Source organism: Ewingella americana (assembly GCF_006438725.1).
GTDB lineage: Bacteria > Pseudomonadota > Gammaproteobacteria > Enterobacterales > Enterobacteriaceae > Ewingella > Ewingella americana_A.
The window spans coordinates 82272-107811 of record NZ_RCZD01000002.1; the positions used below are offsets into that span (position 1 = coordinate 82272).

Annotated in this window: 25 protein-coding genes, 5 tRNA genes and 2 other RNA genes; 12 read left to right on the plus strand and 20 right to left on the minus strand. The window is 53.0% G+C overall.

The window, feature by feature from the left end; genetic code table 11:
* Positions 1-49 precede the first annotated feature (49 nt).
* Positions 50-1051 (minus strand): 6-phosphogluconolactonase, encoded by a 1002-nt coding sequence (pgl, locus tag EAH77_RS03480; protein ID WP_140470438.1) that lies wholly within the window; start codon positions 1049-1051, stop codon positions 50-52.
* Between the two features lie 182 nt (positions 1052-1233).
* On the opposite strand from pgl, the gene EAH77_RS03485 reads away from it, so the two are divergent.
* The gene (locus EAH77_RS03485; protein WP_140470439.1) at positions 1234-2055 is read left to right on the plus strand and encodes a pyridoxal phosphatase; all 822 of its coding nucleotides are present in this window, start codon (positions 1234-1236) and stop codon (positions 2053-2055) included.
* A 65-nt stretch (positions 2056-2120) separates the two neighbouring features.
* Here EAH77_RS03485 and modC read toward each other — a convergent pair whose 3' ends face one another.
* The 5 genes from modC to EAH77_RS03505 form a co-directional block, all read right to left on the minus strand.
* Positions 2121-3182, minus strand: coding sequence for a molybdenum ABC transporter ATP-binding protein ModC (gene modC, locus EAH77_RS03490; RefSeq protein WP_140470440.1), 1062 nt, complete (start codon positions 3180-3182; stop codon positions 2121-2123).
* A gap of 1 nt (position 3183) precedes the next feature.
* Positions 3184-3873 (minus strand): molybdate ABC transporter permease subunit, encoded by a 690-nt coding sequence (gene modB / locus EAH77_RS03495; RefSeq protein WP_140470441.1) that lies wholly within the window; start codon positions 3871-3873, stop codon positions 3184-3186.
* 20 nt (positions 3874-3893) lie between these two features.
* Positions 3894-4025 (minus strand): hypothetical protein, encoded by a 132-nt coding sequence (locus tag EAH77_RS25670; protein ID WP_277752535.1) that lies wholly within the window; start codon positions 4023-4025, stop codon positions 3894-3896.
* A gap of 133 nt (positions 4026-4158) precedes the next feature.
* The gene (modA, locus tag EAH77_RS03500) at positions 4159-4926 is read right to left on the minus strand and encodes a molybdate ABC transporter substrate-binding protein (protein WP_140470442.1); all 768 of its coding nucleotides are present in this window, start codon (positions 4924-4926) and stop codon (positions 4159-4161) included.
* A gap of 163 nt (positions 4927-5089) precedes the next feature.
* Positions 5090-5248, minus strand: a complete 159-nt coding sequence (locus tag EAH77_RS03505) for an AcrZ family multidrug efflux pump-associated protein (protein ID WP_140470443.1) — start codon at positions 5246-5248, stop codon at positions 5090-5092.
* Between the two features lie 191 nt (positions 5249-5439).
* Here EAH77_RS03505 and modE point away from each other — a divergent pair, with 191 nt between their 5' ends.
* The 9 genes from modE (at position 5440) to EAH77_RS03550 (ending at position 15344) form a co-directional block, all read left to right on the plus strand.
* A complete protein-coding gene (gene modE, locus EAH77_RS03510; RefSeq protein ID WP_140470444.1) occupies positions 5440-6222 on the plus strand; it encodes a molybdenum-dependent transcriptional regulator in 783 nt (260 codons plus the stop codon).
* Between the two features lie 125 nt (positions 6223-6347).
* The gene (modF, locus tag EAH77_RS03515; RefSeq protein ID WP_140470445.1) at positions 6348-7820 is read left to right on the plus strand and encodes a molybdate ABC transporter ATP-binding protein ModF; all 1473 of its coding nucleotides are present in this window, start codon (positions 6348-6350) and stop codon (positions 7818-7820) included.
* 242 nt (positions 7821-8062) lie between these two features.
* Complete coding sequence (galE, locus tag EAH77_RS03520) at positions 8063-9079, plus strand: UDP-glucose 4-epimerase GalE (RefSeq protein ID WP_140470446.1); 1017 nt, start codon at positions 8063-8065, stop codon at positions 9077-9079.
* A 33-nt stretch (positions 9080-9112) separates the two neighbouring features.
* Positions 9113-10162, plus strand: coding sequence for a galactose-1-phosphate uridylyltransferase (galT, locus tag EAH77_RS03525; RefSeq protein ID WP_140470447.1), 1050 nt, complete (start codon positions 9113-9115; stop codon positions 10160-10162).
* The gene (gene galK, locus EAH77_RS03530; protein ID WP_170215665.1) at positions 10159-11310 is read left to right on the plus strand and encodes a galactokinase; all 1152 of its coding nucleotides are present in this window, start codon (positions 10159-10161) and stop codon (positions 11308-11310) included. The genes galT and galK overlap by 4 nt, the downstream gene beginning before the upstream one ends.
* The gene (gene galM / locus EAH77_RS03535; protein ID WP_140470448.1) at positions 11304-12350 is read left to right on the plus strand and encodes a galactose-1-epimerase; all 1047 of its coding nucleotides are present in this window, start codon (positions 11304-11306) and stop codon (positions 12348-12350) included. Before galK ends, galM begins: the two co-directional genes overlap by 7 nt.
* A gap of 180 nt (positions 12351-12530) precedes the next feature.
* Positions 12531-12863: a PsiF family protein gene (locus EAH77_RS03540; RefSeq protein ID WP_140470449.1), complete on the plus strand. Its 333-nt coding sequence runs from the start codon at positions 12531-12533 to the stop codon at positions 12861-12863.
* A gap of 153 nt (positions 12864-13016) precedes the next feature.
* Positions 13017-13769 (plus strand): 2,3-diphosphoglycerate-dependent phosphoglycerate mutase, encoded by a 753-nt coding sequence (gpmA, locus tag EAH77_RS03545; RefSeq protein ID WP_140470450.1) that lies wholly within the window; start codon positions 13017-13019, stop codon positions 13767-13769.
* A 117-nt stretch (positions 13770-13886) separates the two neighbouring features.
* Positions 13887-15344 (plus strand): MFS transporter, encoded by a 1458-nt coding sequence (locus EAH77_RS03550; RefSeq protein WP_140470451.1) that lies wholly within the window; start codon positions 13887-13889, stop codon positions 15342-15344.
* Positions 15345-15394: 50 nt separating this feature from the next.
* Here EAH77_RS03550 and aroG read toward each other — a convergent pair whose 3' ends face one another.
* The gene (gene aroG, locus EAH77_RS03555; RefSeq protein WP_140470452.1) at positions 15395-16447 is read right to left on the minus strand and encodes a 3-deoxy-7-phosphoheptulonate synthase AroG; all 1053 of its coding nucleotides are present in this window, start codon (positions 16445-16447) and stop codon (positions 15395-15397) included.
* Positions 16448-16669: 222 nt separating this feature from the next.
* Between aroG and EAH77_RS03560 the strand changes: the two genes are divergently transcribed.
* A complete protein-coding gene (locus tag EAH77_RS03560; protein ID WP_140470453.1) occupies positions 16670-17011 on the plus strand; it encodes a protein YbgS in 342 nt (113 codons plus the stop codon).
* 215 nt (positions 17012-17226) lie between these two features.
* Complete coding sequence (gene zitB, locus EAH77_RS03565) at positions 17227-18174, plus strand: CDF family zinc transporter ZitB (protein WP_140470454.1); 948 nt, start codon at positions 17227-17229, stop codon at positions 18172-18174.
* Between the two features lie 74 nt (positions 18175-18248).
* On the opposite strand, the gene pnuC is transcribed toward zitB, so the two are convergent.
* The 13 genes from pnuC to tolA form a co-directional block, all read right to left on the minus strand.
* Positions 18249-18971 (minus strand): nicotinamide riboside transporter PnuC, encoded by a 723-nt coding sequence (gene pnuC, locus EAH77_RS03570; RefSeq protein ID WP_140470455.1) that lies wholly within the window; start codon positions 18969-18971, stop codon positions 18249-18251.
* Between the two features lie 51 nt (positions 18972-19022).
* Positions 19023-20084: a quinolinate synthase NadA gene (gene nadA, locus EAH77_RS03575; RefSeq protein ID WP_140470456.1), complete on the minus strand. Its 1062-nt coding sequence runs from the start codon at positions 20082-20084 to the stop codon at positions 19023-19025.
* A gap of 252 nt (positions 20085-20336) precedes the next feature.
* Positions 20337-20453, minus strand: a non-coding RNA gene (locus EAH77_RS03580) — RtT sRNA.
* Positions 20454-20467: 14 nt separating this feature from the next.
* A tRNA-Lys gene (locus EAH77_RS03585) sits at positions 20468-20543 on the minus strand.
* A 60-nt stretch (positions 20544-20603) separates the two neighbouring features.
* Positions 20604-20679: transfer RNA gene (locus tag EAH77_RS03590), tRNA-Lys, on the minus strand.
* A 50-nt stretch (positions 20680-20729) separates the two neighbouring features.
* A tRNA-Lys gene (locus tag EAH77_RS25060) sits at positions 20730-20864 on the minus strand.
* A gap of 46 nt (positions 20865-20910) precedes the next feature.
* Positions 20911-20986 (minus strand) — tRNA-Lys (locus EAH77_RS03600).
* Between the two features lie 49 nt (positions 20987-21035).
* A non-coding RNA gene (locus EAH77_RS03605) (RtT sRNA) lies at positions 21036-21157 on the minus strand.
* 14 nt (positions 21158-21171) lie between these two features.
* A tRNA-Lys gene (locus EAH77_RS03610) sits at positions 21172-21247 on the minus strand.
* Between the two features lie 183 nt (positions 21248-21430).
* Positions 21431-22228 carry a cell division protein CpoB gene (gene cpoB / locus EAH77_RS03615; RefSeq protein WP_140470457.1) on the minus strand — a complete coding sequence of 266 codons (798 nt, stop codon included), beginning with the start codon at positions 22226-22228 and terminating at the stop codon, positions 21431-21433.
* 9 nt (positions 22229-22237) lie between these two features.
* Positions 22238-22747 (minus strand): peptidoglycan-associated lipoprotein Pal, encoded by a 510-nt coding sequence (gene pal / locus EAH77_RS03620; protein ID WP_140470458.1) that lies wholly within the window; start codon positions 22745-22747, stop codon positions 22238-22240.
* A gap of 44 nt (positions 22748-22791) precedes the next feature.
* Positions 22792-24084, minus strand: coding sequence for a Tol-Pal system beta propeller repeat protein TolB (gene tolB / locus EAH77_RS03625; protein WP_140470459.1), 1293 nt, complete (start codon positions 24082-24084; stop codon positions 22792-22794).
* 132 nt (positions 24085-24216) lie between these two features.
* On the minus strand, positions 24217-25446 hold the full coding sequence (tolA, locus tag EAH77_RS03630) for a cell envelope integrity protein TolA (RefSeq protein WP_140470460.1): 1230 nt from the start codon (positions 25444-25446) through the stop codon (positions 24217-24219).
* Positions 25447-25540: the final 94 nt, after the last annotated feature.

The window sequence follows — 25540 nt, forward strand, 5'->3', positions numbered from 1 at the left end:
TTTCGCTGTCCGCACAGCCTTTGGCTGGCAGGCTAAATCATTAGTAGTATTAATTTTTCAGTTCGAGAATGGATACCCACATCGGACCTTTGCCCACCGGGTACGTCTTCAGGGTGGTCAGCGCGCCGCTGTTCTGATCAATCTTCGCCACTTCGATGGCATCCGATTTTTGACCAGCCGTGATCACAAAGCGCCCACGGTGATCAATATTAAAACCACGTGGCTGGGTTTGTGTGGCGTGATGCCCCACCAGCGTCAAGACGCTGCCATCTTCGGAGACAGTCAGCACAGAGATCAGGCTGGAACCGCGATCTGACGTGTAGAGATATTTGCCATCGGGTGTGATGTGAATATCTGCCGCCCAGCGTGTCTCTTTAAAATCAGACGGCATGATGTCCAGCGTCTGCACCATGCGGTATTGACCGTTAGTGACATCCCGCTGGTACACATCAACGCTGCCGTTCAGCTCATTCACACAGTATGCAAAATGCTGATTCGGGTGGAAGGCCATATGACGCGGCCCTGCGCCTGCAGCGGTTTGCAGCGCGGGAATATGATGCGGCGTGGCTTCGCCTTGCAGGCTGAAGTCAAACAGACGGATACGATCTTCTTTCAGCGCCGGGATCATCAGTAACTGGTTGGTTGGGTCGATATTGGCAGAATGCGGCGCCTGAATATCTTCCAGCACGTGGATAGGTGCCAGCGCTTCGCCTTTTTCGTTAATCGGATGGATGCTGACGTTGTTGAAGCTGTAGGAGGCTGAGAACAGGAAACGCCCCTGCAGATCAACGCCCACATGCGTAGGGCTACCCGGCAGCGGTGCCATCGCCGCCTGTTGCAGCGTGCCGTCGTGCGCGATGTTGTAGGTCACCACGCCAAACTCAGGACGCACGCCAACGTACAGGCGGTGCCCGTCCGGGTGGAGCACCATCGGCTGAACCTGGCCCGGAACGTCGACCGTTTGCAGCAGGCTCAGTTCACCTTCTTCGCCAAGATGAAAAGCGTGGATTTGCTGGCTCTCAGGGCTGGCAACGTAGACAACTTGCTTCATCACATCTCCTTATTAAGACTGAATGCGTCGTTATGTTTTTTTAAAGCATGATTAAGACTAGCACGATAACCCGAAATAAGCGGAAGCCGTTTACCCCTAGGTGCGAGGTTCTCTCGTCTTGGCTAAACGTGTAATATGGCGAGAATTTCTTCGATCTTACGACTCTCTAACGGATTCTAACTATGACTTATCGCGTTATCGCACTCGACCTCGACGGCACCTTGCTTGACCGTCAAAAACGGATCTTGCCTGAATCGCTGGCCGCGCTGGCCGAAGCCCGCACTCAGGGCATTAAGGTCATTGTAGTGACCGGTCGCCACCATGTGGCTATCCATCCGTTTTATCAGGCGTTGCAGCTCGACACCCCGGCAATCTGCTGTAATGGCACTTATTTGTATGACTACCAGGCGCGTAAAGTGATCACGTCAGACCCGATGGACAAAATACAGGCCAAAAAAGTGGTCGATTTGCTGGAGTTTCACGGTATTCATGGGCTGCTGTATGTCGATGATGCGATGCTGTATCAGCAAGCCAGCGGCCACGTCAGCCGTTCGATCGCCTGGGGCGACACGCTGCCGGAAGGACAGCGTCCGAACATCGTGCAGGTCAACAGCCTGCGTGACGCCGCCGACGAAGCGCACTCGATTTGGAAATTCGCGACCTCGCATCAGGATCTTGATGCACTGCATACCTTTGCGACACAGGTGGAAAACGAGTTGGGTCTCTCCTGCGAATGGTCATGGCACGATCAGGTGGACGTCGCAAAAGGCGGCAACAGCAAAGGCCGCCGTCTGCAGGAGTGGGTAGAATCTCAGGGCATGAGCATGCAGGATGTGGTCGCCTTCGGCGATAACTTCAATGATCTCAGTATGCTGGAGAATGTCGGTTTGGGCGTGGCGATGGGCAATGCCGCAGAGGCTATCAAAGAGCGCGCTGCGCTGGTGATCGCCGATCACGAACAACCGGGGATCGCTGAAGTGATCCGCACGCGCGTGTTGGCGTAAATATTTAAGCTTTCAAATCACAGGGCACGCGCTGACGTGCCCTGCACTTCGCAGCAAAAAACCTTTTAGCGACTCAACGACACGCTCTTAATTTGCGCATACAGCCACTGGCCGGGGCGGATCATCAGTTCATCGCGCGCCCAGGGCGTAATGCGTGCCCAGAGAATATGGTCAGCCATCGCCAGTTTGACTTCTACCTGCGGGCCAATATCCAGACACTCCAATACTTTGGCAGGCAGAACATTGCGGATACTGCTGTTGTTAGCCGTCGGTTGCAGCACCAGAGAGACGTCTGCCGCGTTGACCCGTACACGCATCAACGTGCCTACCGGCGCATCAACTTTGCCAATCCACAGGCGCTGATCGCCAATCGACAGTGCGGTCATTTCGTAGCGCGGATGATGTTCCAGTACACTGACATTCAGCACACTGCTCTGCTCCTCACGCGGTAACCACGGGCGCATAATGTTACTGGCCCAGACGGTTTCCAGATCCCCCATGGCCAGCACTTTTCCGTTATCCAGCACCAGTACTTTTTCAGCCAGCCGCAGAATTTCATCCAGGCTATGCGTCACGTAGAGGATAGGAATGCTGACCTCTTTCGCCAGCTTTTCAAGATAAGGCATCAGTTCACGTTTGCGCGGGATATCCAACGCGGCCAGCGGTTCATCCATCAACAGGATTTCCGGCGCGGTCAGCAGCGCACGGCCAATTGCCACCCGCTGTTTTTCGCCACCGGATAGCGTTAACGGAAAACGGTCGAGCAAGGCTCCAATGCCCAACAAACGGACAATGCTGTCGAACTGCCCGCGCATCGACGATGCCATCCCGTATTGCAAATTGCCTTTCACGCGGTAGTGCGGGAACAAACGCGCATCCTGAAAAACATAACCAATGCGGCGCTTTTCAGGCGGCAGAAAAATGTTGTTCTGAGTGTCCGACAAGAGGCGTCCATTAAGCACAATGCGACCGGAATCCGGTTTTGTCAGCCCGCCGATCGCGTTGATAAGCGATGTTTTCCCTGCGCCGGACAAACCAAAAATCGCGGTGATGCCCTGCCCCGGCAAGGTCTGCGCCACCTGTAAATCCAAATCGCCCAGTTGCTGACTGAAATCCAGTTCAAGCATTTCAGCCTCCCAGCCGCGTGCGGCTGCGTTTTGCCAGCCAGTCAGATATCAATAACGCCGCCAGCGACAACAGGATCGCCAGCAAACAGAGCCTCGCCGCCGCGCTTTCAGCGCCAGGGGTTTCAATCAGGGTATACATCGCCAGCGGAATGGTGCGGGTTTCGCCGGGGATATTCGACACGAAGGTGATGGTTGCGCCAAACTCACCGAGCGAACGCGCAAATGCCAGCACCACACCAACAATCACGCCGGGAACCGATAACGGTAACGTGATAGTAAAAAACACCCGCCACGGCGACGCACCCAGCGTGCGGGCGGCGAGTTCAAGTTTGGGGTCCACGGCTTCCAGCGATTGCCGAATGGCCCTCACCATCAGCGGAAAGGCCACCACCGCCGAGGCCAGCACCGCGCCGTGCCAGCTGAAACTGAAGCTAAAGCCAAACCAGTCATAGAGCCACTGACCGATCACGCCCCGCCGCCCCATCACCACCAGCAGCAAATAGCCAATCACTACCGGCGGTAACACCAGCGGTAAGTGAATAATACTGTCGAGCAGGGATTTACCGGGAAAGCGGCAACGTACCAGGATCCATGCCATCAGGATACCAAGTGGCAAACTGCATACTACGGCCAGGCTCGATACTTTCAGACTGAGAAATACCGCCTGCCACTCATATTCACTCAACATCATGTTGGTTCGTTAATCCTGAATTAATGTGACACCAGAGATAAAATATCGGCAGAAACGTCAAAGCCTTTAATCAGCACCCCGCTGCCGATGACAATATGACTTAAAACCCACGGAGAAAAGCGCGGTTTGGGGTTCAGGGCATTCAGCATCATGGGCATCCACGGTGGCAGGAACGTTCAGAATTCTATTATGCCATAGCATGATGGAACAAATAGGGGGGAGCGTGGGTGACCGCTAACGTCACCCCACAGGGGATGACGTTAAGGTGATAACAAAACCGCGTGTTTAGCCGCGCGGTGTGAAACCATAATGTTTGAAAATCGCCCCGGCTGCGGGGGTTTTCAGGTAGGCATAAAACGCAGTAACGTCAGGATGTTCATGACCTTTGACAATCGCCATCGGATATTCAACCGGCTTGTGGCTTGCTGCCGGGAAAATGCCGACCACTTTCACTTTTTGGCTGGCAAGGGCGTCAGAACCGTAAACAATACCCAGCGGGGCCTCTTCGCGTTCAACCAGCGCCATTGCGGCACGGACATCGCTGGCGCGGGCCAGTTTAGGTTCGAGCGTGGTCCACGCACCGAGTTTTTGCAGGGCTTCTTTGGCATAAATACCGGCCGGAACGTGATCAGGATCGCCCACCGCTAAGCGGCTGTCACCCAGCAGTTTGGTCCATTCGGTTTTGTCGGAAATATCAACTTTATCGATCTTACCGGCTTTTGCTGCGATCAATACCAGTTCGTTGCCGAGCAAAGTATAACGGGTGTTATCCACAATTTGCTGCTTGCCAATGGCGTAGTCCATCCACTGCTGATCGGCGGAAATAAACAGATCGGCTGGCGCGCCCTGCTCAATCTGACGTGCCAGCGTTGATGAGGAGGCGAAGGAAGAGACGACCTGCACGCCCTTCTCTTTCTGATACTGCGTAGCAATATCCTGCATGGCATTGGTCAGTGACGCTGCCGCAAAAACAGTGATTTTGTCCGCAGCCTGCGCCTGAACGGTGAACCCGGCGACCAGCACAGTGGCGGTCAGCATTTTACCCCATGACATATTTACGTTCCTTTTCCCGTGAATGTAACACTTCGTTATATAGCCGTTAATATAACGTGGAATCAGGGGTTGTCATCAGATTTATAGACGGGAATGTCAGAGGGTTGATCTAAACCATAAAAAAACCCGGCACGATGGCCGGGTATTTGGATTCTGCTGCGTTTCAGCGCTGTTGCGGCTGTTCGCGTTTTTCTTTGGAGTGCCCAACGTTAGAAATAACGTTAAAGACGGAGCCCATAGCCCAAATCATACCAAGGATCACAGCGATAAATAACGGAACCATGATCACGGCAAAGAGCAAACTTTCTAAAAGTTCTAACATGATAGCCTCACTTAACTGGCTGGCACACGCCTGAGCGGCGGTGATAAAACATACCTGTTAACGATAATAGCAGCCCCGGGGCCAGAATACTTTAGCTTTTAACCAACTCGGACCTGCAAAGTGTCTCAGGCGGTTTAAGTCACTTCGCGGATCGGCGACAATGTCGGTATCGCCTTTTAAGGAAGCCCATCATGCAAGCTGAAATCCTGTTAACGCTGAAACTACAGCAAAAACTTTTTGCCGATCCGCGCCGTATTGAATTACTCAAGCAGGTTAAGGTTACCGGTTCCATCAGTCAGGGCGCGAAACTGGCGGGTATCAGCTATAAAAGTGCCTGGGATGCCATTAATGAAATGAATCAACTTGCCGATCAAACGCTTGTCGAACGCAGCACCGGCGGCAAAGGCGGCGGCGGCGCGATTCTCACGCACTACGGGGAACGGTTGATTCAGCTCTATGATCTGTTGGCGCAAATTCAGCAAAAAGCCTTCGATGTACTAAAAGAAGATACCTTGCCACTCGACAGCCTGCTGGCGGCCATTTCCCGTTTCTCACTGCAAACCAGTGCCCGCAATCAGTTCTTCGGCAATGTTGTTGCGCGTGACCATCAGGACGTTCAGCAGCATATTGACGTGCTGCTCAACGATGGCAAAACCCGCATTCGCGCCGCGGTAACCCAGCAAAGTGCTAACCGTCTGGCGCTGTCGCCGGGCAAAGAAGTGCTGGTGCTGATCAAAGCGCCGTGGATCACCCTGACAACCCACCGCGCCAATCCCCACAATGCGCTGGCAGGTAAGGTGCTGAGCATTCAGCGCGCGGCTGAAAACAGCGAGGTGCTGGTCAGTCTTGAGGGTGGCGAGACATTATGCGCGACGGTGGCTGAGGCTGAAGTTGAGCATCTGAACCTGCAAGAGGGGCAGAAGGTGTTCGCCGAATTTGATGATGACAAGGTGATCATCGCCACGCTGTGCTAGAAATGGTATTTACTATCAGTATCTTGCACAATGAGATTTAACAGTTTGCAGAATTGTCAATTGACTTCACTGACTGATGCGCTTATCCCTTAAATCATACTATAACGACTTTATATGGATGGGACATGTCATCGTTGCATATCTCGCAAGGCGTATTTCGCCTCAGCGACACCCGCACCCTCACGCTTTCTGAATTACGGATTAACCAGGGCGAAAGCTGGGCTTTTGTCGGTTCGAACGGCAGCGGTAAGTCGGCGCTGGCCCGCGCACTGGCGGGTGAACTGGTGACGTTGCAAGGCGAAAGCCACAGCGATTTCCACAACGCCGTACGCCTCTCTTTTGAACAACTTCAGAAACTGGTGGAAGAGGAGTGGCAGCGTAATAACACCGATATGCTGAGTGAAGGCGAGGATGATACCGGTCGCACCACCGCGGAAATGATTCAGGAGCAGGTCAAAGACCCGCAGCGCTGTGCCACGCTGGCCGCACAGTTTGGGATCACGAAGTTGCTCGATCGCCGCTTTAAATATCTTTCCACCGGTGAAACCCGCAAAACCCTGCTCTGCCAGGTGTTGATGCAACAACCCGATCTGCTGGTGCTGGATGAACCCTTTGACGGCCTGGACGTCAATGCCCGCGCACAGCTGGCGGAACTGCTGGCCGGGCTGGCACAACAGGGGCAAACGGTGGTGCTGGTCCTCAACCGTTTCGATGATATTCCCCCGTTTGTTCAGCACGTCGGCGTTCTGGCTGATTGTACACTGGCGACGGTCGGCCCGCGTGAAAGCGTGATGGCCGACGCGCTGGTCGCGCAACTGGCACACAGTGAAAACCTCAAAGGCATGGCGCTGCCCGAATCAGAAGACCCGACCCAGCGCGTCCGCCCTCCTGCCGGTGGCCCGCTAATCGTGCTGCGCAACGGCGTGGTGGAATATAACGACCGCCCTATTTTGCATCATCTCAGCTGGCAGGTGGATCCCGGCCAGCACTGGCAGATTGTCGGCGAAAACGGTGCGGGGAAATCGACCTTACTCAGTTTGATCACCGGTGACCACGCTCAGGGCTACAGCAATGACCTGACGTTATTTGGCCGCCGTCGCGGCAGTGGCGAAACCATCTGGGACATCAAACGCCATATCGGTTACGTCAGCAGCAGCCTGCACCTTGATTACCGCGTGAGCTCCAGTGTGCGAAACGTCATCACCTCGGGCTTCTTTGACTCCATCGGCATTTATCAGGCGGTGTCTGACCGGCAGAAATTCCTCACCGGTCAGTGGCTGGACTTGCTCGGTCTTGGCGGCAGCCAAGGTGAGACGCCATTCCACAGTCTGTCATGGGGCCAGCAGCGTCTGGCACTGATTGCCCGTGCGTTGGTGAAACATCCGGCGCTGCTGATTCTGGACGAACCGCTGCAGGGGCTGGATCCGATTAACCGCCAGCTGGTACGCCGCTTTGTTGACGTACTCATTGGCGAAGGGGATACCCAGCTGCTGTTTGTTTCGCACCACGCCGAGGATGCGCCCGAGTGCATCACGCACCGCTTGTCCTTTATTCCAGTTGGCGATATTTATCGCTATCAACAGGATGAATTGAAGTAAAAACCGTCTAATTCCACGGGCGAAGTCTATTACGCCCGTGTTCTTCATCCAGTGTAAGCGATTACAATTATTGCCCCCACGGCTTCTGCTCCCTCAAACAAACTCCCCCGCCCTGACTGTCTTAACCTCTGTGAGAGTGGTAAACTGTGGATGTAAACGATTCCACATTATTAGGCACAGATCACCTTTTTCAGCGTTATCGCGTGATATTGTTGTCGCAACATTACTCTCGAGGAGCATTTATGTACGTTTTAGTCACTGGTGGTAGCGGTTACATTGGCAGCCATACCTGCGTGCAACTGATTGATGCCGGCTATACGCCCATCATTGTAGATAATCTTCATAACAGTAAAGCCAGCGTGCTCGAACGAATCACTATGCTGACCGGCAAAACGCCGCTGTTTTATGAGGGTGATATCCGCGACCGCGCCATCCTCGACCAGATTTTCAGTGAACACAAAATCCATTCAGTGATCCACTTCGCGGGCTGGAAAGCCGTGGGTGAGTCCGTCGCTAAGCCGCTGGAATACTACGATAACAACGTCACCGGGACTCTGGTACTGGTTGAAGCCATGCGTGAGGCTGGCGTGAAAAACCTGATTTTCAGCTCTTCCGCAACGGTCTATGGCGATCAGCCGAAAACCCCTTACGTCGAAGACTTCCCGACCGGCAATCCTTCCAGCCCTTATGGGCGCAGCAAGCTAATGGTCGAACAAATTCTCGAAGACGTGCAGCGTGCCGAACCAGAGTGGAGCATGACGCTGCTGCGTTATTTCAACCCGGTCGGTGCCCATCCGTCTGGCCTGATGGGTGAAGATCCACAGGGCGTCCCCAATAACCTGATGCCATTTATCGCGCAGGTTGCTGTGGGCCGCCGTGAGTCGGTGTCTATTTTCGGCAACGACTACCCGACGCCCGATGGCACTGGCGTGCGTGACTATATTCACGTGGTAGATCTGGCTGACGGCCATATCGCGGCGATGAAACACCTGAGCGACAAAGCCGGTGTGCACATTTACAACCTTGGCGCAGGTTTCGGCCACAGCGTGCTGGATGTGGTGAACGCCTTCAGTAAAGCCTGTGGCAAACCGGTGAAATACCATTTCGCCCCGCGCCGCGACGGCGATTTACCAGCCTACTGGGCAGATCCGACCAAGGCCGCCAATGAACTGAACTGGCGTGTCAGCCGCTCGCTGGAAGATATGGCTAACGACACCTGGCTGTGGCAGTCGAAAAATCCACAGGGCTACCCGGACTAACCGCCGGATAACACCCCGAATAAAGGAAGAAGTATGTCAGAATTCAACCCAGTCGATCACCCGCATCGACGCTATAACCCGTTGACTGATCAGTGGATCCTGGTCAGCCCGCACCGTGCCAAACGCCCGTGGCAGGGTCAGCAGGAAACGCCGTCGCAGGAAGTTCTGCCGCAGCATGACCCCGACTGTTTTCTTTGTCCGGGTAACACCCGCGTCACCGGCGATGTGAACCCTGATTACACGGGCACTCACGTTTTCACCAATGATTTTGCCGCACTGATGCCGGATACGCCGTTTGCGCCGGAAAATGACGACCCGCTGATGCGCATTCAGAGCGCACGCGGCACCAGCCGGGTGATCTGCTTCTCGCCGGATCACAGCAAAACGCTGCCGCAACTCTCCGTCGCTGCGCTGGAAGAGGTGGTGAAAACCTGGCAGGAACAGAGCGCGGATTTAGGCAAAACCTATCCGTGGGTGCAGGTATTTGAGAATAAAGGCGCGGCGATGGGCTGCTCGAACCCGCATCCGCATGGCCAGATTTGGGCCAACAGCTTTCTGCCAAACGAAGCCGAGCGCGAAGACCGTCTGCAACGCACCTATCTGGAGCAGCAAGGCTCACCGATGCTGGTCGATTACGCACAGCGTGAACTGGCCGACGGCAGCCGCACCGTGGTGGAAACTGAACACTGGCTGGCCGTGGTCCCGTACTGGGCAGCGTGGCCGTTCGAAACCCTGCTGTTGCCGAAAGTCCATATTCAGCGCATCACCGATCTCAGCGACGCACAGCGCAGTGATTTAGCCCTGGCGCTGAAAAAACTGACCAGCCGTTACGACAATCTTTTCCAGTGCTCTTTCCCCTATTCGATGGGCTGGCACGGCGCGCCTTATACCGAAGGCGACCACAGCCACTGGCAGTTGCACGCACATTTTTATCCGCCGCTGTTACGTTCGGCGTCGGTACGTAAATTCATGGTCGGCTACGAAATGCTGGCCGAAACCCAACGCGATTTGACCGCGGAACAAGCGGCAGAACGTCTGCGTGCGGTGAGTGATATCCATTATCGTGAGGCCGGAGTGAAATGATGAAACTGAAAAACAAAACCCTGGATATTTTTGAGCAGAAGTTTGGCTACCCGGCCACCATCACCATCAAAGCACCGGGGCGTGTAAACCTGATCGGCGAACATACCGACTACAACGACGGTTTCGTTCTGCCTTGTGCGATTGACTACGAAACCGTGATCGCCTGCGCCCAGCGTAATGACCGCCAAATCCGCGTCGTGGCAGCAGATTTTGACAATGAAGAAGACAGCTTCTCCCTCGATGAGCCGATCCTCAGTAGCAAAACCCATCCGTGGGCCAACTATGTGCGCGGCGTGGTGAAACACCTGATGCAGCGCAACAAAGATTTCTCGGGTGCCGACATGGTTATCAGCGGCAACGTGCCGCAGGGCGCGGGCCTCAGCTCTTCTGCATCGCTGGAAGTGGCAGTCGGACAGGCGCTGAAGTCCCTGTATGACCTGCCGCTCGACGGCGTGGCGCTGGCATTAAACGGTCAGGAAGCGGAAAACCAGTTTGTCGGCTGTAACTGCGGGATCATGGACCAACTCATTTCCGCTCTCGGCAAACAAGATCACGCACTGTTGATCGACTGCCGCTCGCTGGAAACCCGTGCGGTCTCTATGCCGAAAAACGCCGCGGTGGTGATCATCAACTCCAACGTGAAACGCGGTCTGGTTGATAGTGAGTACAACGCCCGTCGCGAGCAGTGTGAAACTGCCGCCCGCTTCTTTGGTGTTAAAGCGCTGCGCGATGTGGACCCTTCCCTGTTCTTCTCGATTTCTGACGAACTGGATCCGGTCGTTTCGCGCCGTGCCCGTCATGTGATCACTGAAAACGATCGCACACTGGCCGCCGCCGATGCGCTGGCCGCTGGCGATTTGAAAAAGATGGGCGAACTGATGGCGGAATCTCATGCATCAATGCGTGACGATTTTGAGATAACGGTTCCCCCGGTCGATACCCTGGTTGAGATTGTTAAAGCCGTGATTGGCGACAAAGGCGGCGTGCGCATGACCGGCGGCGGCTTTGGTGGCTGCATCGTGGCGCTGATCCCGGTTGACCTGGTGGACAGCGTGCGCGAAACCGTCGCCCGTGAATATCCCGCACAAACCGGTCTGAAAGAGACGTTTTATGTCTGTACCGCCTCTCAGGGAGCCGGCATATGCTGAAGCCAGAAAACACCCTGTTAGCACCGGACGGCGAACCTTTCGAACTGGTCACCCTGAAGAACGCGGCAGGAACCACCGCCACGTTGATGGACTGGGGCGCGACCTGGCTTTCACTCGAATTACCTCTGGCAGACGGCACAACGCGTGAACTGCTGCTGGGGTGTGAAAACCCACAGGCTTATATCAATCAGAGTGCCTATCTGGGCGCAACCGTAGGGCGTTATGCCAACCGCATCGCCCGTTCACAGTTTCAGATCGACTGTAAACCGCATCTGCTGGTCGCCAATCAGGGCGTGCATCAGTTGCACGGCGGGCCGGAAGGTTTCCATGCACGCCGCTGGAAAATCTTGTCGCAGAGTGAGCAGAAAGTCAGCTTCCAGCTGTTTTCTGCCGACGGTGATCAAGGGTATCCGGGTGATATGACGGCCGAAGTACAGTATCAGCTGACCGACGACAACCGCCTGGAGATCCGCTATAAAGCCACGGTAGATAAGCTGTGCCCGGTCAATCTGACCAATCACGCTTATTTCAATCTTGATGGCGAAGGCAAAGACGCGCGACTGCAAACCCTGCAACTGTTTGCAGAACGTTTTCTGCCCATCGACAGCGACGGTATTCCCTGCGCGGATCCGACGCCCGTGGAGAACACCGGCATGAATTTTAATGCGCCGAAAACGCTGGCGAAAGATTTCCTCACCGATCGCGATCAGCAACGGGTGAAAGGCTATGATCATGCCTATTTGCTTAATCGCAGCTGTAACAGCGGGGAACATCCGGCAGCACATCTGTGGTCAGCGGACGGTAACGTAAAAATGAGCGTGTTTACCTCGGCTCCTGCGTTACAACTTTACAGCGGCAATTTCCTGAGCGGCACACCTAACCGCACCGGTGGCGAATACGCTAACTATCAGGGCGTGGCGCTGGAGAGTGAATTCCTGCCTGACAGCCCAAACCATTCGACCTGGCCGCAGCCAAGCTGCTGGATAAAACCCGGTCAAATTTACCGCTCAAACACGACTTATCAATTTTTCGCATTATAAGCGGTATCCTCGTGATATCAGCAGGGCCGGAAGGCCCTGTTTTTTCAGCACTCAGCCCACCATCCTGCGGTGAAATGTGACCTCCTGCTCATCCTGCTGCGCTTTTTTTATGCTAAAGCACGCAGGCCATCTACGCTTAGGGGGTGTCCTGCCAATGGGACGTCTGATAAGGAATCTGTTATGCGTTTATCTGTAATATTACCTCTGCTGACAACCTTGTTAATCGGTGGTCAGGCGCTGGCTGCTGACACGGCGAAAGCCCCCTCTGCCGCCCAGACGGCACAACGTCAAAAAATGACCGACTGCAATCAACAGGCCACCGGCCAGTCGCTCAAGGGCGATGAGCGCAAAACATTTATGAGTCATTGTCTGAAAGCCGAAACCAAGCCTGACCAGAAGATGACTGACCAACAGAACAAAATGAAAACCTGTAATGCCGATGCCGCAAAGAAAGATCTAAAAGGCGATGCCCGTAAAACCTTTATGAGTACCTGTCTGAAAAAAGCCAGCTAACGGCTGAAGTGAACTCTTAAATTCGCTATGGTGAAGGCTCTTCGAGTAGCGCAGACGGTAAGACAGCACACAATCAGATTGCCGTCTGCGGCGCTCAGGCCATATAATGATAAGCGTTATCATTGGAAATTCAGTTAATTGAGGAGTTTAGCTATGGCTGTAACCAAGCTGGTTCTGGTAAGACACGGCGAGAGTGAGTGGAACAAAGAGAACCGTTTTACCGGTTGGCATGATGTTGAACTGTCTGACAAGGGCCGTACCGAAGCAAAAGCTGCCGGTCAGTTGCTGAAAGACGAAGGCTTCCATTTCGACTTCGCTTACACCTCCGTGCTGAAACGTGCCATCCATACCTTGTGGAGCGTTCTGGACGAACTGGATCAGCCATGGCTGCCAGTTGAAAAATCCTGGAAACTGAACGAACGTCATTACGGCGCGTTGCAGGGTCTGGATAAAGCTGAAACCGCGAAAAAATACGGTGACGAGCAAGTTAAACAATGGCGTCGTGGCTTTGCCGTGACACCACCAGAACTGGAAAAAAGCGATGAGCGCTTCCCAGGCCATGATCCGCGTTATGCGAAACTGCGCCCTGAAGAGCTGCCAACGACGGAAAGCCTGGCACTGACCATCGATCGCGTGATCCCTTACTGGACTGACGTTATCAAACCACGTATCGAAAGCGGCGAGCGCGTGATCATCGCTGCACACGGTAACTCCCTGCGTGCGCTGGTTAAATACCTGGATAATCTGGGCGAAGACGAAATTCTTGAACTCAACATCCCGACCGGTGTGCCATTGGTTTACGAATTCGACGAAAACTTCAAACCTATCAAACATTACTATCTGGGCAATGCCGACGAAATCGCAGCGAAAGCGGCGGCCGTGGCAAACCAGGGTAAAGCGAAGTAATTCGCAGGTCTGCATCTGATGGCAGACAGCAACAGACAAGGGATAGCGAAAGCTGTCCCTTTTTTTATGGTTATCAATGCTAAAGTACCTCCTTAAACTCCCGTACAGGAATGAGTCATGTCAGGCGCTGACGTCAAATCAGAAGAAAACCACCAGCCAACAGATAATCCACACCGCAGCTCTGCAATTTCCCCGATGGCCCTGCTGGTAGCAGGCGCTTTCTTTATGGAGTTTCTGGATGGCACGGTGATTGCCACGGCCCTACCCGACATGGCGCGCTCATTTGGCGTGCTGGCGGTAGATTTAAACATTGGTATCAGCGCCTATTTACTGACGCTGGCGGTGTTGATCCCAGCCAGTGGGTGGATCGCCGAACGCTTTGGTGCGCGCAATGTGTTCAGCGCCGCCCTGCTGATCTTCACCCTGTCTTCGCTACTTTGTGGTCTGGCGCAAAACGTCACAGAGTTTGTGGTCATGCGTGTTATACAGGGTATCGGCGGTGCCATGATGGTGCCGGTTGGCCGGTTAGCCGTTCTGCGCAATACGCCAAAAGATCAGCTAATAAAGGCGATAGCCACGCTGACGTGGCCTGCGTTGGTCGCTCCAATCCTCGGGCCACCGATCGGTGGCTTCATCACCACGTATGCCAGTTGGCACTGGATATTTTTCATCAATGTTCCGCTTGGTGCGCTGGCGATTATTCTGGCCTGGCGGCTGATCCCCAATAAAACCGCCACCGGTAAACAGCCTTTCGATCTCAAAGGTTTTATCACGATGGGTGTGGCAATGCTGTGTCTGGTGATCGGGCTGGAACTGTGCAGCCAGCAGCAGGTGAATCTCACCTATGCGCTGCTATTACTGACGGCAGGTGGTGTTGCGCTGTGGATGGCAGTCCGGCATCTGCGTGACGCGGCGTTCCCCATGATCCGGCTGAGTTCGTTGCAGGTGAGCAGCTTCAGGATCACCATGCGCGGCGGGTTTATCTTCCGTACCACCATCAGCGCAGCCCCCTTTATGTTGCCACTGATGTTTCAGGTTGGTTTCGGGCTGGATGCATTTCATTCAGGGATTCTGGTACTGGCGGTGTTCGCGGGAAATCTGGCGATGAAACCGGCGACCACGCCACTGATTCGTTATTTTGGCTTTAAAAAATTACTGATCGGCAATGGTGTACTCAGCGCCCTTTCATTATTAGTGTGTGCGTTTCTCACGCCTTCCAGCCCGGAAGTATTAACCATGGTGATGCTGTTCTGGGGCGGGCTGTGCCGCTCAATGCAGTTCACCGGTATCAGTACCCTGGCGTTTGCCGAAGTGCCTGATAGCGAAATGAGTTCTGCTAACACGCTGTTCAGCACATCGCTCCAACTGGCGGCGGGTCTGGGTGTCACGCTTGGTGCGCTCAGTATCAGGGCGGGTGAGTTTATCGCAAGGCAAGCCGGGTTAGCCTCAGAGCCAGGTATTGCGTTTCGTTTGGGGTTTGTGATTATTGCGCTTATCACCGTACTGGCGGTGATCGACATTGCCCGTCTGGCACCTGATGCTGGAATTGCGGTTTCACGCAAGGCCAAAAAATGAAAAAGCCCCGATAACCGGGGCGTTAGACATATTTACGTGTCGCCGTTGAATTAGCCGCGACGCGCTTTTACCGCATCGGCCAGTTCACGCAGCAGGACTTCGGTGTCTTCCCAACCGATGCAAGCATCCGTTACGCTCTGGCCATAAGTCAGAGGTTCACCGCTGTCGAGGTTTTGATTCCCTTCGACCAGGTGGCTTTCAACCATCACGCCCATAATCGCCTGTTCGCCTTTTGCCAGTTGGCCACAAACGTCAGTACAGACTTCCATCTGTTTTTTGAACTGCTTGCTGCTGTTAGCATGGCTGAAATCGATCATGATTTGCGCAGATAAACCGCCTTTTTTCAGCCCTTCTTTCACTTCGGTCACATCTTCAGCGCTGTAGTTCGGTTTTTTACCGCCGCGCAGGATGATGTGGCAGTCATTGTTGCCGCTGGTGCTGACGATCGCGGAGTGGCCCCATTTAGTGACCGACAGGAAGCAGTGCGGTGCACCGGCAGCGTTAATGGCGTCGATAGCGACTTTGATGGTGCCGTCAGTGCCGTTTTTGAAACCAACCGGGCATGAGAGGCCCGACGCCAGTTCACGATGAACCTGAGACTCAGTAGTACGCGCACCGATAGCGCCCCAACTCATCAGATCGGCTAAATATTGCGGGGTGATCATATCAAGGAATTCACCCGCAGCCGGTAAACCCAGATCATTAATATCCAGCAACAATTTGCGTGCAATGCGCAGACCGTCGTTAATCTGGTAACTGTTGTTCATCTGCGGATCATTGATCAGCCCTTTCCAACCCACCGTGGTACGCGGTTTTTCGAAATATACGCGCATCACAATTTCCAATTCACCGCGCAGTGTTTCGCGCAGAGTCACCAAACGGGCAGCATACTCTTTCGCCGCTTTCGGATCGTTAATGGAACAGGGGCCAATTACGACGAGTAAACGATCATCGTTTCCTTTCAATATCTTATGAATGGCATTGCGTGCCTGAGATACCGTTTTTGCTGCTTTGTCGGTGGCCGGGAATTTCTCCAGGAGGGCAACCGGTGGCAAAAGTTCCTTGATTTCTTTGATGCGTAAATCGTCGTTTTGATAATTCATAGCTGTTCCATTGGGTCTTTCATAATGAGGATGGGCGAAATGCTAAACGCGTCCAATCTAGCCGCATTGCGCGCCGGTGTAAATGCACTTTAAGCCCGTGAAGACTTTGCGAATAGTCTCAATAATATTGCAGCTACCTAATCATCAGCTAGGCTTTAGACATAAGGTTTCGACAGAAGCAAAACGACGATATATCACAACCATAAGATGGAGAGACAAGATATGAACAAGCTTGCGATTATGATTCTTGCCGCAACAATGACGTTAGGTAGTGGTGCAGCCTTTGCAGAGGGCAGTGATGCGGGTTCCAACAATGGCTCGGCGAACGAATCTAACAGCCCGGGTTCCATTCAAAAAATTGCGCCTAATGGTGTTGATAACAGCAAAATCAACAATACAGATAAGCCAGTGAATGAGGTCCATAAAAAGGCCCATAAATCTACCGACAAAACCCATCATAAGATGAGTAAGAAAACCGTCGATCACAAAAAAGCCATGTGTAAAGATGGCCGTTGTCCGGATCAGGTTCCAGGAACCAATCAGTCCAAAGCCACCGGTAACTGATTTCATCCCGTTGAAATTTATTACCCTCATGAGTGCTTAATGCATGTACAAAAGGGAGCTTAGGCTCCCTTTTTCGTGGGTGTTTACGAGGAAAAAACGCTCCGTGGACCTATAATAGAGTGCACCGGTTATTGCAGGATTTGCTGACTATGCTCATTAATAGACTGGAAGTATCCTGCATGGTTCAGCCGGCTTCACATTAGATAAGGAAAGGTATGTCAGGCACCTCGTTTTTACCTCAGGACAAAAACAGCCGCCGGTTATTGCTGGCATTGATGATCACTGTGGTATTCATGGTGGTCGAGGTGATCGGCGGTCTGATTTCCGGTTCGCTGGCGCTGCTGGCCGATGCCGGTCATATGCTTACCGATGCTGCCGCCCTGCTGATCGCCTTGCTGGCGGTGCATTTCGCCAAACGCAAACCCAGCACCCGCCACACGTTTGGTTATCTTCGCCTGACCACAATGGCGGCGTTCGTCAATGCGGCAGCGCTGCTGGTTATCGTCATTTTAATTGTCTGGGAAGCCATCATCCGTTTTGTCAATCCGCAGCCGGTCATGGGCGGAACCATGCTGATCGTGGGTATCGCCGGGCTATTTGCCAATCTGTTCTCGTTTTGGTTGCTACATCAGGGGGAAGAGAAAGCCAATATCAACGTGCGGGCTGCTGCGTTACACGTAATGGGCGATCTGCTGGGTTCCATTGGGGCCGTCGCGGCTGCGCTTATTATTATGAAGACAGGCTGGACGCCGATAGACCCGATTCTGTCAGTGCTGGTGTCCTGTCTGGTGCTCAACAATGCGTGGCGCTTAATGAAAGAGAGTTTTCATGAATTGCTGGAAGGCACGCCGCAGGAAGTGGATATTGAGAAACTCCGTAAAGATCTGTCGGTCGCTATTCCCGAAATACGCAATATTCACCATGTTCACGTCTGGCAGATTGGCGAACAACGCCTGATGACGCTGCATGCGCAGGTTGTGCCGCCACACGACCACGATGCGCTGTTAGACCGTATACAAAAGTACCTGCTGGATAAATACCGTATCGGTCATGCCACCATTCAAATGGAGTATGGCGAGTGCAGCACGCCGGACTGTCTGATTAATGAAAACAGTGCCGCTGAAGCCGGGCACGACCACCACAGCCACGCACATCACCATTAATCACGCTATTTGGCCCTCAAACGCACAGCGCCCCCATAAAGGAGGCGCTACGATGAAATCTATTTCCTGAAGAGTTAAACGCGCCGCAGTGGCTTAGAGCCGTTGTCAGCCGCACTTTTTATCCACAGCCATGAACCATTCAGCGCAATCAGCGTCAGTAACACATATTCCAGCGCCATGGCATAGACGCCCTGATAAGCAAAAATCGCCACGCTTATGATGTCGATGACTACCCATATCAGCCAGTTCTCTACGTATTTACGGGTCATCAGCAGCATGGCGATGATCGACAGCACCATCATGGAAGAATCCCAGAACGGGAATGCATCAGGTTGCAGCGCAGGCATCTGCACATCCAGCCCCAGGGCTTGCATCAGGTTTACTGCAATTTGGCTCAGCGCAGCAAATACACGGTCAATATTGAAAGTCATCAATAAAATACCGGCCACACAAACCACACCCCATACCAGCGTTTTGCCGCGCGGCAGCCAGCGTATTTGCAGTTCGGCCTGCTGGTCTGCCGTCTGACGACTCCAGGCATACCAGCCATAAATGTTGGCTGCGAAGAAAAAGATTTGCAGCAGCAGGCTGGCATAAAGCTGAATCTGGAAGAAAATCACCGCAAACAGCGTGACGTTAATCAGACCAAACGGATAGTTGATGATCTTCTCTTTGCTGGCATACCAAATGCAAAGTAAACCAAACAGGGTGCCGATCGCTTCAATCCACGAGAGATCATAACCGCCCTTGCCGAGCGGAATATGAACCAGAATGTTGCTGGTACTGAAAAAATCCATAACGATTCCCTTCTGTTGCTTCATTCAGACAGGAGCACCGCTCCCTGCGTTTTACATCGTACCCTGCACGCGCAGTTTAAGCTGTGCAGCAAACTCCAGCATCCGGTTCAATGGGATCAGTGATTTAACCCGCAGCGCTTCATCTACTTCAATCGCATGTTGAGCACCGCCCAGTTCCAGACCTTCGGCAATGGCTTTGAGGCCGTTCATTGCCATCCACGGGCAGTGCGCGCAGGTACGGCAACTGGCGCCTTCACCGGCAGTCGGCGCTTCGAACAACTCTTTATCCGGCACGGCCTGCTGCATTTTATAAAAGATCCCGCGATCGGTGGCCACAATAAGTTGCTTATTCGGCAGCGTTTTCGCCGCCTGAATCAACTGGCTGGTTGAGCCTACCGCATCAGCCATATCGACAATTGCCTGAGGTGATTCAGGGTGAACCAGCACGGCGGCGTCTGGATAAAGTGCTTTCATCCGTTCCAACGCCTGGGTTTTGAATTCGTCATGCACAATACATGCGCCCTGCCAGCACAGCACATCCGCACCGGTCTGCTTACGCACGTAATTACCTAAATGGCGGTCGGGTGCCCAGATAATTTTCTGGCCCAGGCTGTCGAGATGCTCAATCAGCTCAACCGCAATGCTTGAGGTTACTACCCAGTCAGCGCGCGCTTTTACCGCAGCAGAAGTATTCGCGTAGACCACTACGGTGCGATCAGGATGACTGTCGCAAAAATCAGAGAACGCCTGCTCAGGACAACCCAGGTCTAATGAGCATTCTGCATTAAGCGTGGGCATGAGCACGGTTTTTTCCGGGCTGAGGATCTTGGCCGTTTCGCCCATAAAGCGCACACCGGCCACCAACAGCGTTGAAGCCGGATGCTGACTACCGAAGCGCGCCATCTCCAGCGAATCGGCAACGCAACCACCGGTCTCTTCCGCCAGCGCCTGAATTTCAGGATCAGTGTAGTAGTGGGCGACCATCACAGCATTACGCTGTTTTAGCAGGGTTTTGATTTTGGCTTTATAGAAGGCTTTTTCATCCTGGCTTAAAGGAATCGGCTTAGGCGGAAAAGGATAAACGGTTGCATTCAGATCTAAAGTCTCGCTCATTGCTCATCATCTCTTTTGGCCGGGGGCTCAGCCCGGACTCAGGAAGCAGTAACGGAGAAAACTCGTCCGTTTGTTTTGTATGCTAAACAAAATAACGCAGATGAGAGGAAAAGTCGCTTGAATTTTAATCTTTAGGCAGAAAGTGTTTAAGGGACTTAAAAATCGAGACGGAGAAGGGTTTTGGCGGGGATATAAACAAAAAAAACGCCATGAGGCGTTTCTTTACTCGACTTACTTTTTCCACTTTAAAAGCAGTGGGCCGTGCTGGATTGATTCGGTCTTCGACCTTACCCTACGGGCAACGCGTTCGCGTTGTCGTCTCGCTTCGCTCGAACCAGTGGTTCTCATCCTGCACTGCTTTACCGTGAGTCCCACTCAAAGAGTGGTGGGCCGTGCTGGATTCGAACCAGCGACCAATTGATTAAAAGTCAACTGCTCTACCAACTGAGCTAACGGCCCGCGGTATGTCGCGATACTAACGGTATTAACGGTATTCAATACGCTGCACTAATGAGGAAGTGGTGGGCCGTGCTGGATTCGAACCAGCGACCAATTGATTAAAAGTCAACTGCTCTACCAACTGAGCTAACGGCCCACGGTCTACTTCTCAATATTGCGTACTTTACAACTTTCCCCACCTAAACATGGTGGATCGTACTGGATTGATTCGGCCTTTGGCCTCACCGTCCAGGCAACGCGTTCGCGTTGTCGTCTCGCTTCGCTCGAACCAGCGACCAATTGATTAAAAATCAACTGCTCTACCCACTGAGCTAACGGTCCGCAGTATGTCGCGGCAGGACGTGCGTGAGTCACAGCAAACAAGAAGTGGTGGGCCGTGCTGGATTCGAACCAGCGACCAATTGATTAAAAGTCAACTGCTCTACCAACTGAGCTAACGGCCCACGGTCTACTTCTCAATGCTTTATATTTCGCTATGTGCACCACTTAGCGTGGTGGGCCGTGCTGGATTGATTTGGCCTTCGGCCTCACCCTGCGGGCAACGCGTTCGCGTTGTCGTCTCGCTTCGCTCGGCTCGAACCAGAGGTTCTCATCCTGCACTGCTCTACTGCGAGTTCCACTTTAACAGTGGTGGGCCGTGCTGGATTCGAACCAGCGACCAATTGATTAAAAGTCAACTGCTCTACCAACTGAGCTAACGGCCCGCACAAAGCTAAATCTCTCACTGCTATAACGTCTTACAGTTGCCTGGGCAACGGCGGCATATATTACTTATATAACTTTTCAGTGCAACGTTTAATTGAAGAAAAGGGCCTGACTGCTTGTTCTTCACGCATTCAAGCCCAGAAAACAGACGAAATCGGTATTTTCCGGGCCTGAATAGCGAATTACTGTGAAGACAAACGTTTTTGAGCTTGTTTGGCCGCATCGGTATTTGGGAACTGTTTTACGACCTGTGCATAGACGGCTTTGGCTTTATCCACCTGCCCTTTCTCTTGCATGATCACCCCAACCTTGTACATCGCGTCCGAACTTTTTGGTGACTTGGGATAGTTTTTGACGACAAACGCATAAAAGTAAGCGGCGTCATCTTTCTTACCTTTGTTGTAATACAACTGCCCTAACCAGTAGTTGGCATTAGGCTGGTAAGTCGAATTCGGGTACTGCTTGATAAATGCCTGGAAGGCAGAAATAGCCTGATCGTACTGTTTCTTTTCCAGAGCAAGTGAAACCGCAGCATTGTAGTCACTGTTTTCATCACCAGTACTGGCAGGAACCTGCGCAGGGGCTGAAGTGGATGAATCAGTCGCCGCACCCGCGGCAGCTCCGGCAGCAGCGCCTGAGGCGGCAGCTGTCGCATTACCAGTAGAACTCTGGCTGCTAAGGCTGTCCATCTGCTGATAGATTTGCTTTTGACGGTCAACGACCTGACTTAACTGATATTGGTTTTCCTGAATTTGACCACGAAGAGAGTCAATATCGCGTTGGGAGTCAGAGAGTTGTTGCTGAAGTTGAGTTAATAGCTGGCTATGAGCGTTAGAAATACGCTCCAGAGAGGTGACTCGATCTTCAATCGAGCCTGAGCCGACATCACTGATTGGCGCTTGGGCAGTAGCGGCCCATGGGACCGCTACGCCAACCAGTAACGACAGACTCAACAGGTGAGTTCTGAAGTTACTGCTCATGCGACTCTCTTAGTATACCAGTACGGCACGACGGTTTTTAGCGTAAGCCGCTTCGTCATGGCCCAGTACAGCTGGTTTTTCTTTACCGTAAGAAACGATAGAGATTTGATCAGCAGAAACGCCTTTGCCTTGCAGATACATTTTAACTGCAGTAGCACGACGCTCACCCAGAGCGATGTTGTATTCCGGAGTACCACGTTCATCCGCATGACCTTCAACAGTCACTTTGTATGAAGGGTTACTGCGCAGGAATGCTGCATGCGCGTCCAGCATTTGAGCGAAGTCAGAAGCGATATCGTATTTGTCTAAGCCAAAGTAAACGATATTGTTCTTTTGCAGTTCTTGCATCTGCAGACGTGCTTGCTCTTCAGAAGACATGTTGCCGCTTTCTGCACCAGTGCCAGCGCCAGCGCCCATACCAGATTGGCCATTGTCTGCGCTTTTGTGAGAACTACACGCGGCGATTGCCAGTACAGGCACAGCCAGCAGCAGCCCTTTAAGCACTTTGTTCAGTTGCATCTCGTTGATCCTTTTATAATTTGCCATACATAGTTACATATGCATCACAGGTACGGCGACCAGGCAGGAAATTTTACCTGTCCATCAGTCGCCGGAAGACGCGCTTTGAAACGCCCATCAGTCGAGACCAACTGCAACACGGAACCCAGTCCTTGAGAGGAGCTGTAAATAACCATGGTGCCATTTGGTGCGATACTAGGCGTCTCATCCAGGAACGTGTCCGTTAAAACTTGAACGGCTCCCGTTACCAGATCTTGTTTAGCGATGTGCTGGGAACCACCATTGGTGCTTACCATAACCAGGAATTTACCATCCGTGCTTATATCAGAGTCCTGATTCTGAGAACCTTCCCAGGTCAGGCGCTGAGGCGCACCGCCATTAATATTTACTTTATACAACTGCGGACGACCGCCCTGATCCGAGGTGAAAGCCAGGTTCTGGCTGTCGGGGAACCAGGTTGGCTCAGTATTGTTGCTACGACCGTCGGTAACCTGGCTGATTTGACCTGAGCCCAGATTCATTACATATACGTTCAGACTGCCGCCTTTGGACAAGGCAAACGCCAATTTACTTCCATCAGGCGAGAATGCTGGCGCACCGTTATGGCGTGGGAACGAAGCTATTTGCTTGATCGCACCATTAGACAGAGTTTGCACCACCAACGCAGAACGACCGCTTTCAAACGTCACATACGCCAGTTTGCTGCCGTCTGGTGACCATGCCGGTGACATGAGAGGTTCCGGGGAACGGTGAACAACGAATTGGTTGAAGCCATCGTAATCAGCAACACGCAGTTCGTACGGGAATTTACCACCGTTGGTCTGCACAATGTAAGCAATACGTGTACGGAACGCGCCTTTAATACTGGTCAGCTTCTCAAACACTTCGTCGCTGGCAGTATGGGCTGAGTAACGTAACCACTGCTTGGTAATTTGGTACTGGTTTTGTGCCAGAACGGTACCCGGAGAACCCGCAGTATCCACTAACTGGTAAGAAACCAAATATTTACCATCAGCACTTGGCTGAACCTGGCCGACAACGACCGCGTCAATACCTAAAGCGGTCCAGGCTGCAGGCGTGACTTCTGCTGCGCTTGACGGTTGCTGAGGCAAGCGGGATACATCAATCGGGTTAAATTTACCGCTGTTACGTAAATCAGCCGCCACAATGGCGCCAATATCTTCAGGTGGAGCACCCGGGCCGGCCCATTTAAACGGCACAACACCGATTGGGCGAGCGGTATCCACCCCCTGAGTAATTTCAATGCGAACTTCTGCGTGTAACACAGATGCCCACAGTATCAAAAGGCCGAACGCTACTCGAAATGCCTGCTTCATTGTATCTCCCTTATCTGGACCAATCTGCCCGCGATAATTTAGCAGAATTTTAACAAACCAACGCACACAAAACTAGAATTTCACCCTGCATACCATAGTAAAAGTCTGAAAAGACACTATTTTCAACAATCACTATGGCTTGAAGTCTAATGGCGCATTTTTAAAGACGTCATAAACGGCTTCTGAAGGCGGTTTAGGGAACTTCGCCTGTCTCGCGGCGGCAAGCGCCGCCTGGCAGAGCGCAGGATCACCGCCTTCTGCCTTCACGTCAATCAGTAAACCATCTGGTGCCATTTTAACGCGCAACGTACAGGTTTTACCTGCATAAGATGATGCGTCATAGAATTTACTCTCAATAGCGGCCTTAATCTGGCTACCATAGTTAGCAATATCTGCACCGGATGCTCCAGCCTTTTTCTGTGTTCCCTTCCCTGCCGGAGCTGTAGCCCCGCCAGCAGCGCCACCGCCTTTCGGGGCGTTCTTAGAATCGGCCAAACCACCTAAAAGATCGTCGACAGACTCAGATTGCTTGGCAGCGGCAGCCGCAGCCGCTTTCTTGTCTGCAGCGGCCTTTTTGGCAGCAGCGGCAGCTTCGGCTTTCTTCTCAGCAGCGGCATCGGCCTTGGCTTGTGCAGCATCCGCTTTAGCCTGTGCTGCAGCCTCGGCGGCAGCTTCTTTTGCGTCAGCGGCAGCCTGTTTCTTGGCCTCAGCTTCGGCCTGTTTTTTGGCATCGGCTTCAGCTTGTTTCTTTGCCGCTGTTGCCGCAGCAGCCGCTTCGGCTTCGGCCTGTTTTTTGGCTTCGGTGGCGGCTTTCTTCTGTGCATCCGCCGCAGTTTTCGCCGCTTTATCTGCTTCGGCTTTCGCCTTGGCAGCAGCATCGGTTTGAGCTTTTGCAGCCTCCGCCTTGGCTTTCGCCGCCGCGTCTTCAGCTTGTTTTTGTTGTTCCTGCGCCTGTTTCTGTTGTTCGGCGGCTTGTTTTTGTTGCTTAGCGTCTTCCTGAGCCTGCTTGGCGTCGTCCTGTGCCTGCAAACGCTCTTTCTCTAATTCTTTCAGTCTCTGCTGCTCTGCTGCCTGCTTCTGCTGAAGTTCTTCAGCCTGCTGCTCAGATTTTTTCTGGCGGGATTGCGCGGCACGTTGTGCATCAGCTGATTGCTGCTGCTGGCGGTTGTACTGATCGACCACGGCACCCGGATCAACCATGACAGCTGAGATATCACTCCCACCGCCACCACCACTCATGCTGGTATCTTCGGCCAGCGATCCCACGATCAGCAGGGCTATTATGATGATATGCAGAACGACCGAAACAATAACGGCGCGTTTGAGCTTATCGTTTTGTTCAGTTGCAGTTGCCTTTACCAAAATAGATTTCCCAACACAGGATGGCCAAAAACCCGGGTTTCTTCAGCGCCAGTTATCGCTACGCAGACAACCGCTTTCTCAGGCTAAGAAAAGC

What these genes read in the sequence shown, in the direction of transcription:
- tolB (WP_140470459.1), bottom strand. Translation starts at nt 24,084, where the DNA reads ATGAAGCAGGCATTTCGAGTAGCGTTCGGCCTTTTGATACTGTGGGCA.
- nadA (WP_140470456.1), bottom strand. Translation starts at nt 20,084, where the DNA reads ATGAGCGAGACTTTAGATCTGAATGCAACCGTTTATCCTTTTCCGCCT.
- EAH77_RS03550 (WP_140470451.1), top strand. Translation starts at nt 13,887, where the DNA reads ATGTCAGGCGCTGACGTCAAATCAGAAGAAAACCACCAGCCAACAGAT.
- aroG (WP_140470452.1), bottom strand. Translation starts at nt 16,447, where the DNA reads ATGAATTATCAAAACGACGATTTACGCATCAAAGAAATCAAGGAACTT.
- EAH77_RS25670 (WP_277752535.1), bottom strand. Translation starts at nt 4,025, where the DNA reads ATGATGCTGAATGCCCTGAACCCCAAACCGCGCTTTTCTCCGTGGGTT.
- gpmA (WP_140470450.1), top strand. Translation starts at nt 13,017, where the DNA reads ATGGCTGTAACCAAGCTGGTTCTGGTAAGACACGGCGAGAGTGAGTGG.
- EAH77_RS03560 (WP_140470453.1), top strand. Translation starts at nt 16,670, where the DNA reads ATGAACAAGCTTGCGATTATGATTCTTGCCGCAACAATGACGTTAGGT.
- EAH77_RS03505 (WP_140470443.1), bottom strand. Translation starts at nt 5,248, where the DNA reads ATGTTAGAACTTTTAGAAAGTTTGCTCTTTGCCGTGATCATGGTTCCG.
- EAH77_RS03485 (WP_140470439.1), top strand. Translation starts at nt 1,234, where the DNA reads ATGACTTATCGCGTTATCGCACTCGACCTCGACGGCACCTTGCTTGAC.
- pal (WP_140470458.1), bottom strand. Translation starts at nt 22,747, where the DNA reads ATGCAACTGAACAAAGTGCTTAAAGGGCTGCTGCTGGCTGTGCCTGTA.
- modE (WP_140470444.1), top strand. Translation starts at nt 5,440, where the DNA reads ATGCAAGCTGAAATCCTGTTAACGCTGAAACTACAGCAAAAACTTTTT.
- EAH77_RS03540 (WP_140470449.1), top strand. Translation starts at nt 12,531, where the DNA reads ATGCGTTTATCTGTAATATTACCTCTGCTGACAACCTTGTTAATCGGT.
- modF (WP_140470445.1), top strand. Translation starts at nt 6,348, where the DNA reads ATGTCATCGTTGCATATCTCGCAAGGCGTATTTCGCCTCAGCGACACC.
- cpoB (WP_140470457.1), bottom strand. Translation starts at nt 22,228, where the DNA reads ATGAGCAGTAACTTCAGAACTCACCTGTTGAGTCTGTCGTTACTGGTT.
- galK (WP_170215665.1), top strand. Translation starts at nt 10,159, where the DNA reads ATGATGAAACTGAAAAACAAAACCCTGGATATTTTTGAGCAGAAGTTT.
- pgl (WP_140470438.1), bottom strand. Translation starts at nt 1,051, where the DNA reads ATGAAGCAAGTTGTCTACGTTGCCAGCCCTGAGAGCCAGCAAATCCAC.
- modB (WP_140470441.1), bottom strand. Translation starts at nt 3,873, where the DNA reads ATGATGTTGAGTGAATATGAGTGGCAGGCGGTATTTCTCAGTCTGAAA.
- pnuC (WP_140470455.1), bottom strand. Translation starts at nt 18,971, where the DNA reads ATGGATTTTTTCAGTACCAGCAACATTCTGGTTCATATTCCGCTCGGC.
- galT (WP_140470447.1), top strand. Translation starts at nt 9,113, where the DNA reads ATGTCAGAATTCAACCCAGTCGATCACCCGCATCGACGCTATAACCCG.
- galM (WP_140470448.1), top strand. Translation starts at nt 11,304, where the DNA reads ATGCTGAAGCCAGAAAACACCCTGTTAGCACCGGACGGCGAACCTTTC.
- zitB (WP_140470454.1), top strand. Translation starts at nt 17,227, where the DNA reads ATGTCAGGCACCTCGTTTTTACCTCAGGACAAAAACAGCCGCCGGTTA.
- modC (WP_140470440.1), bottom strand. Translation starts at nt 3,182, where the DNA reads ATGCTTGAACTGGATTTCAGTCAGCAACTGGGCGATTTGGATTTACAG.
- modA (WP_140470442.1), bottom strand. Translation starts at nt 4,926, where the DNA reads ATGTCATGGGGTAAAATGCTGACCGCCACTGTGCTGGTCGCCGGGTTC.
- galE (WP_140470446.1), top strand. Translation starts at nt 8,063, where the DNA reads ATGTACGTTTTAGTCACTGGTGGTAGCGGTTACATTGGCAGCCATACC.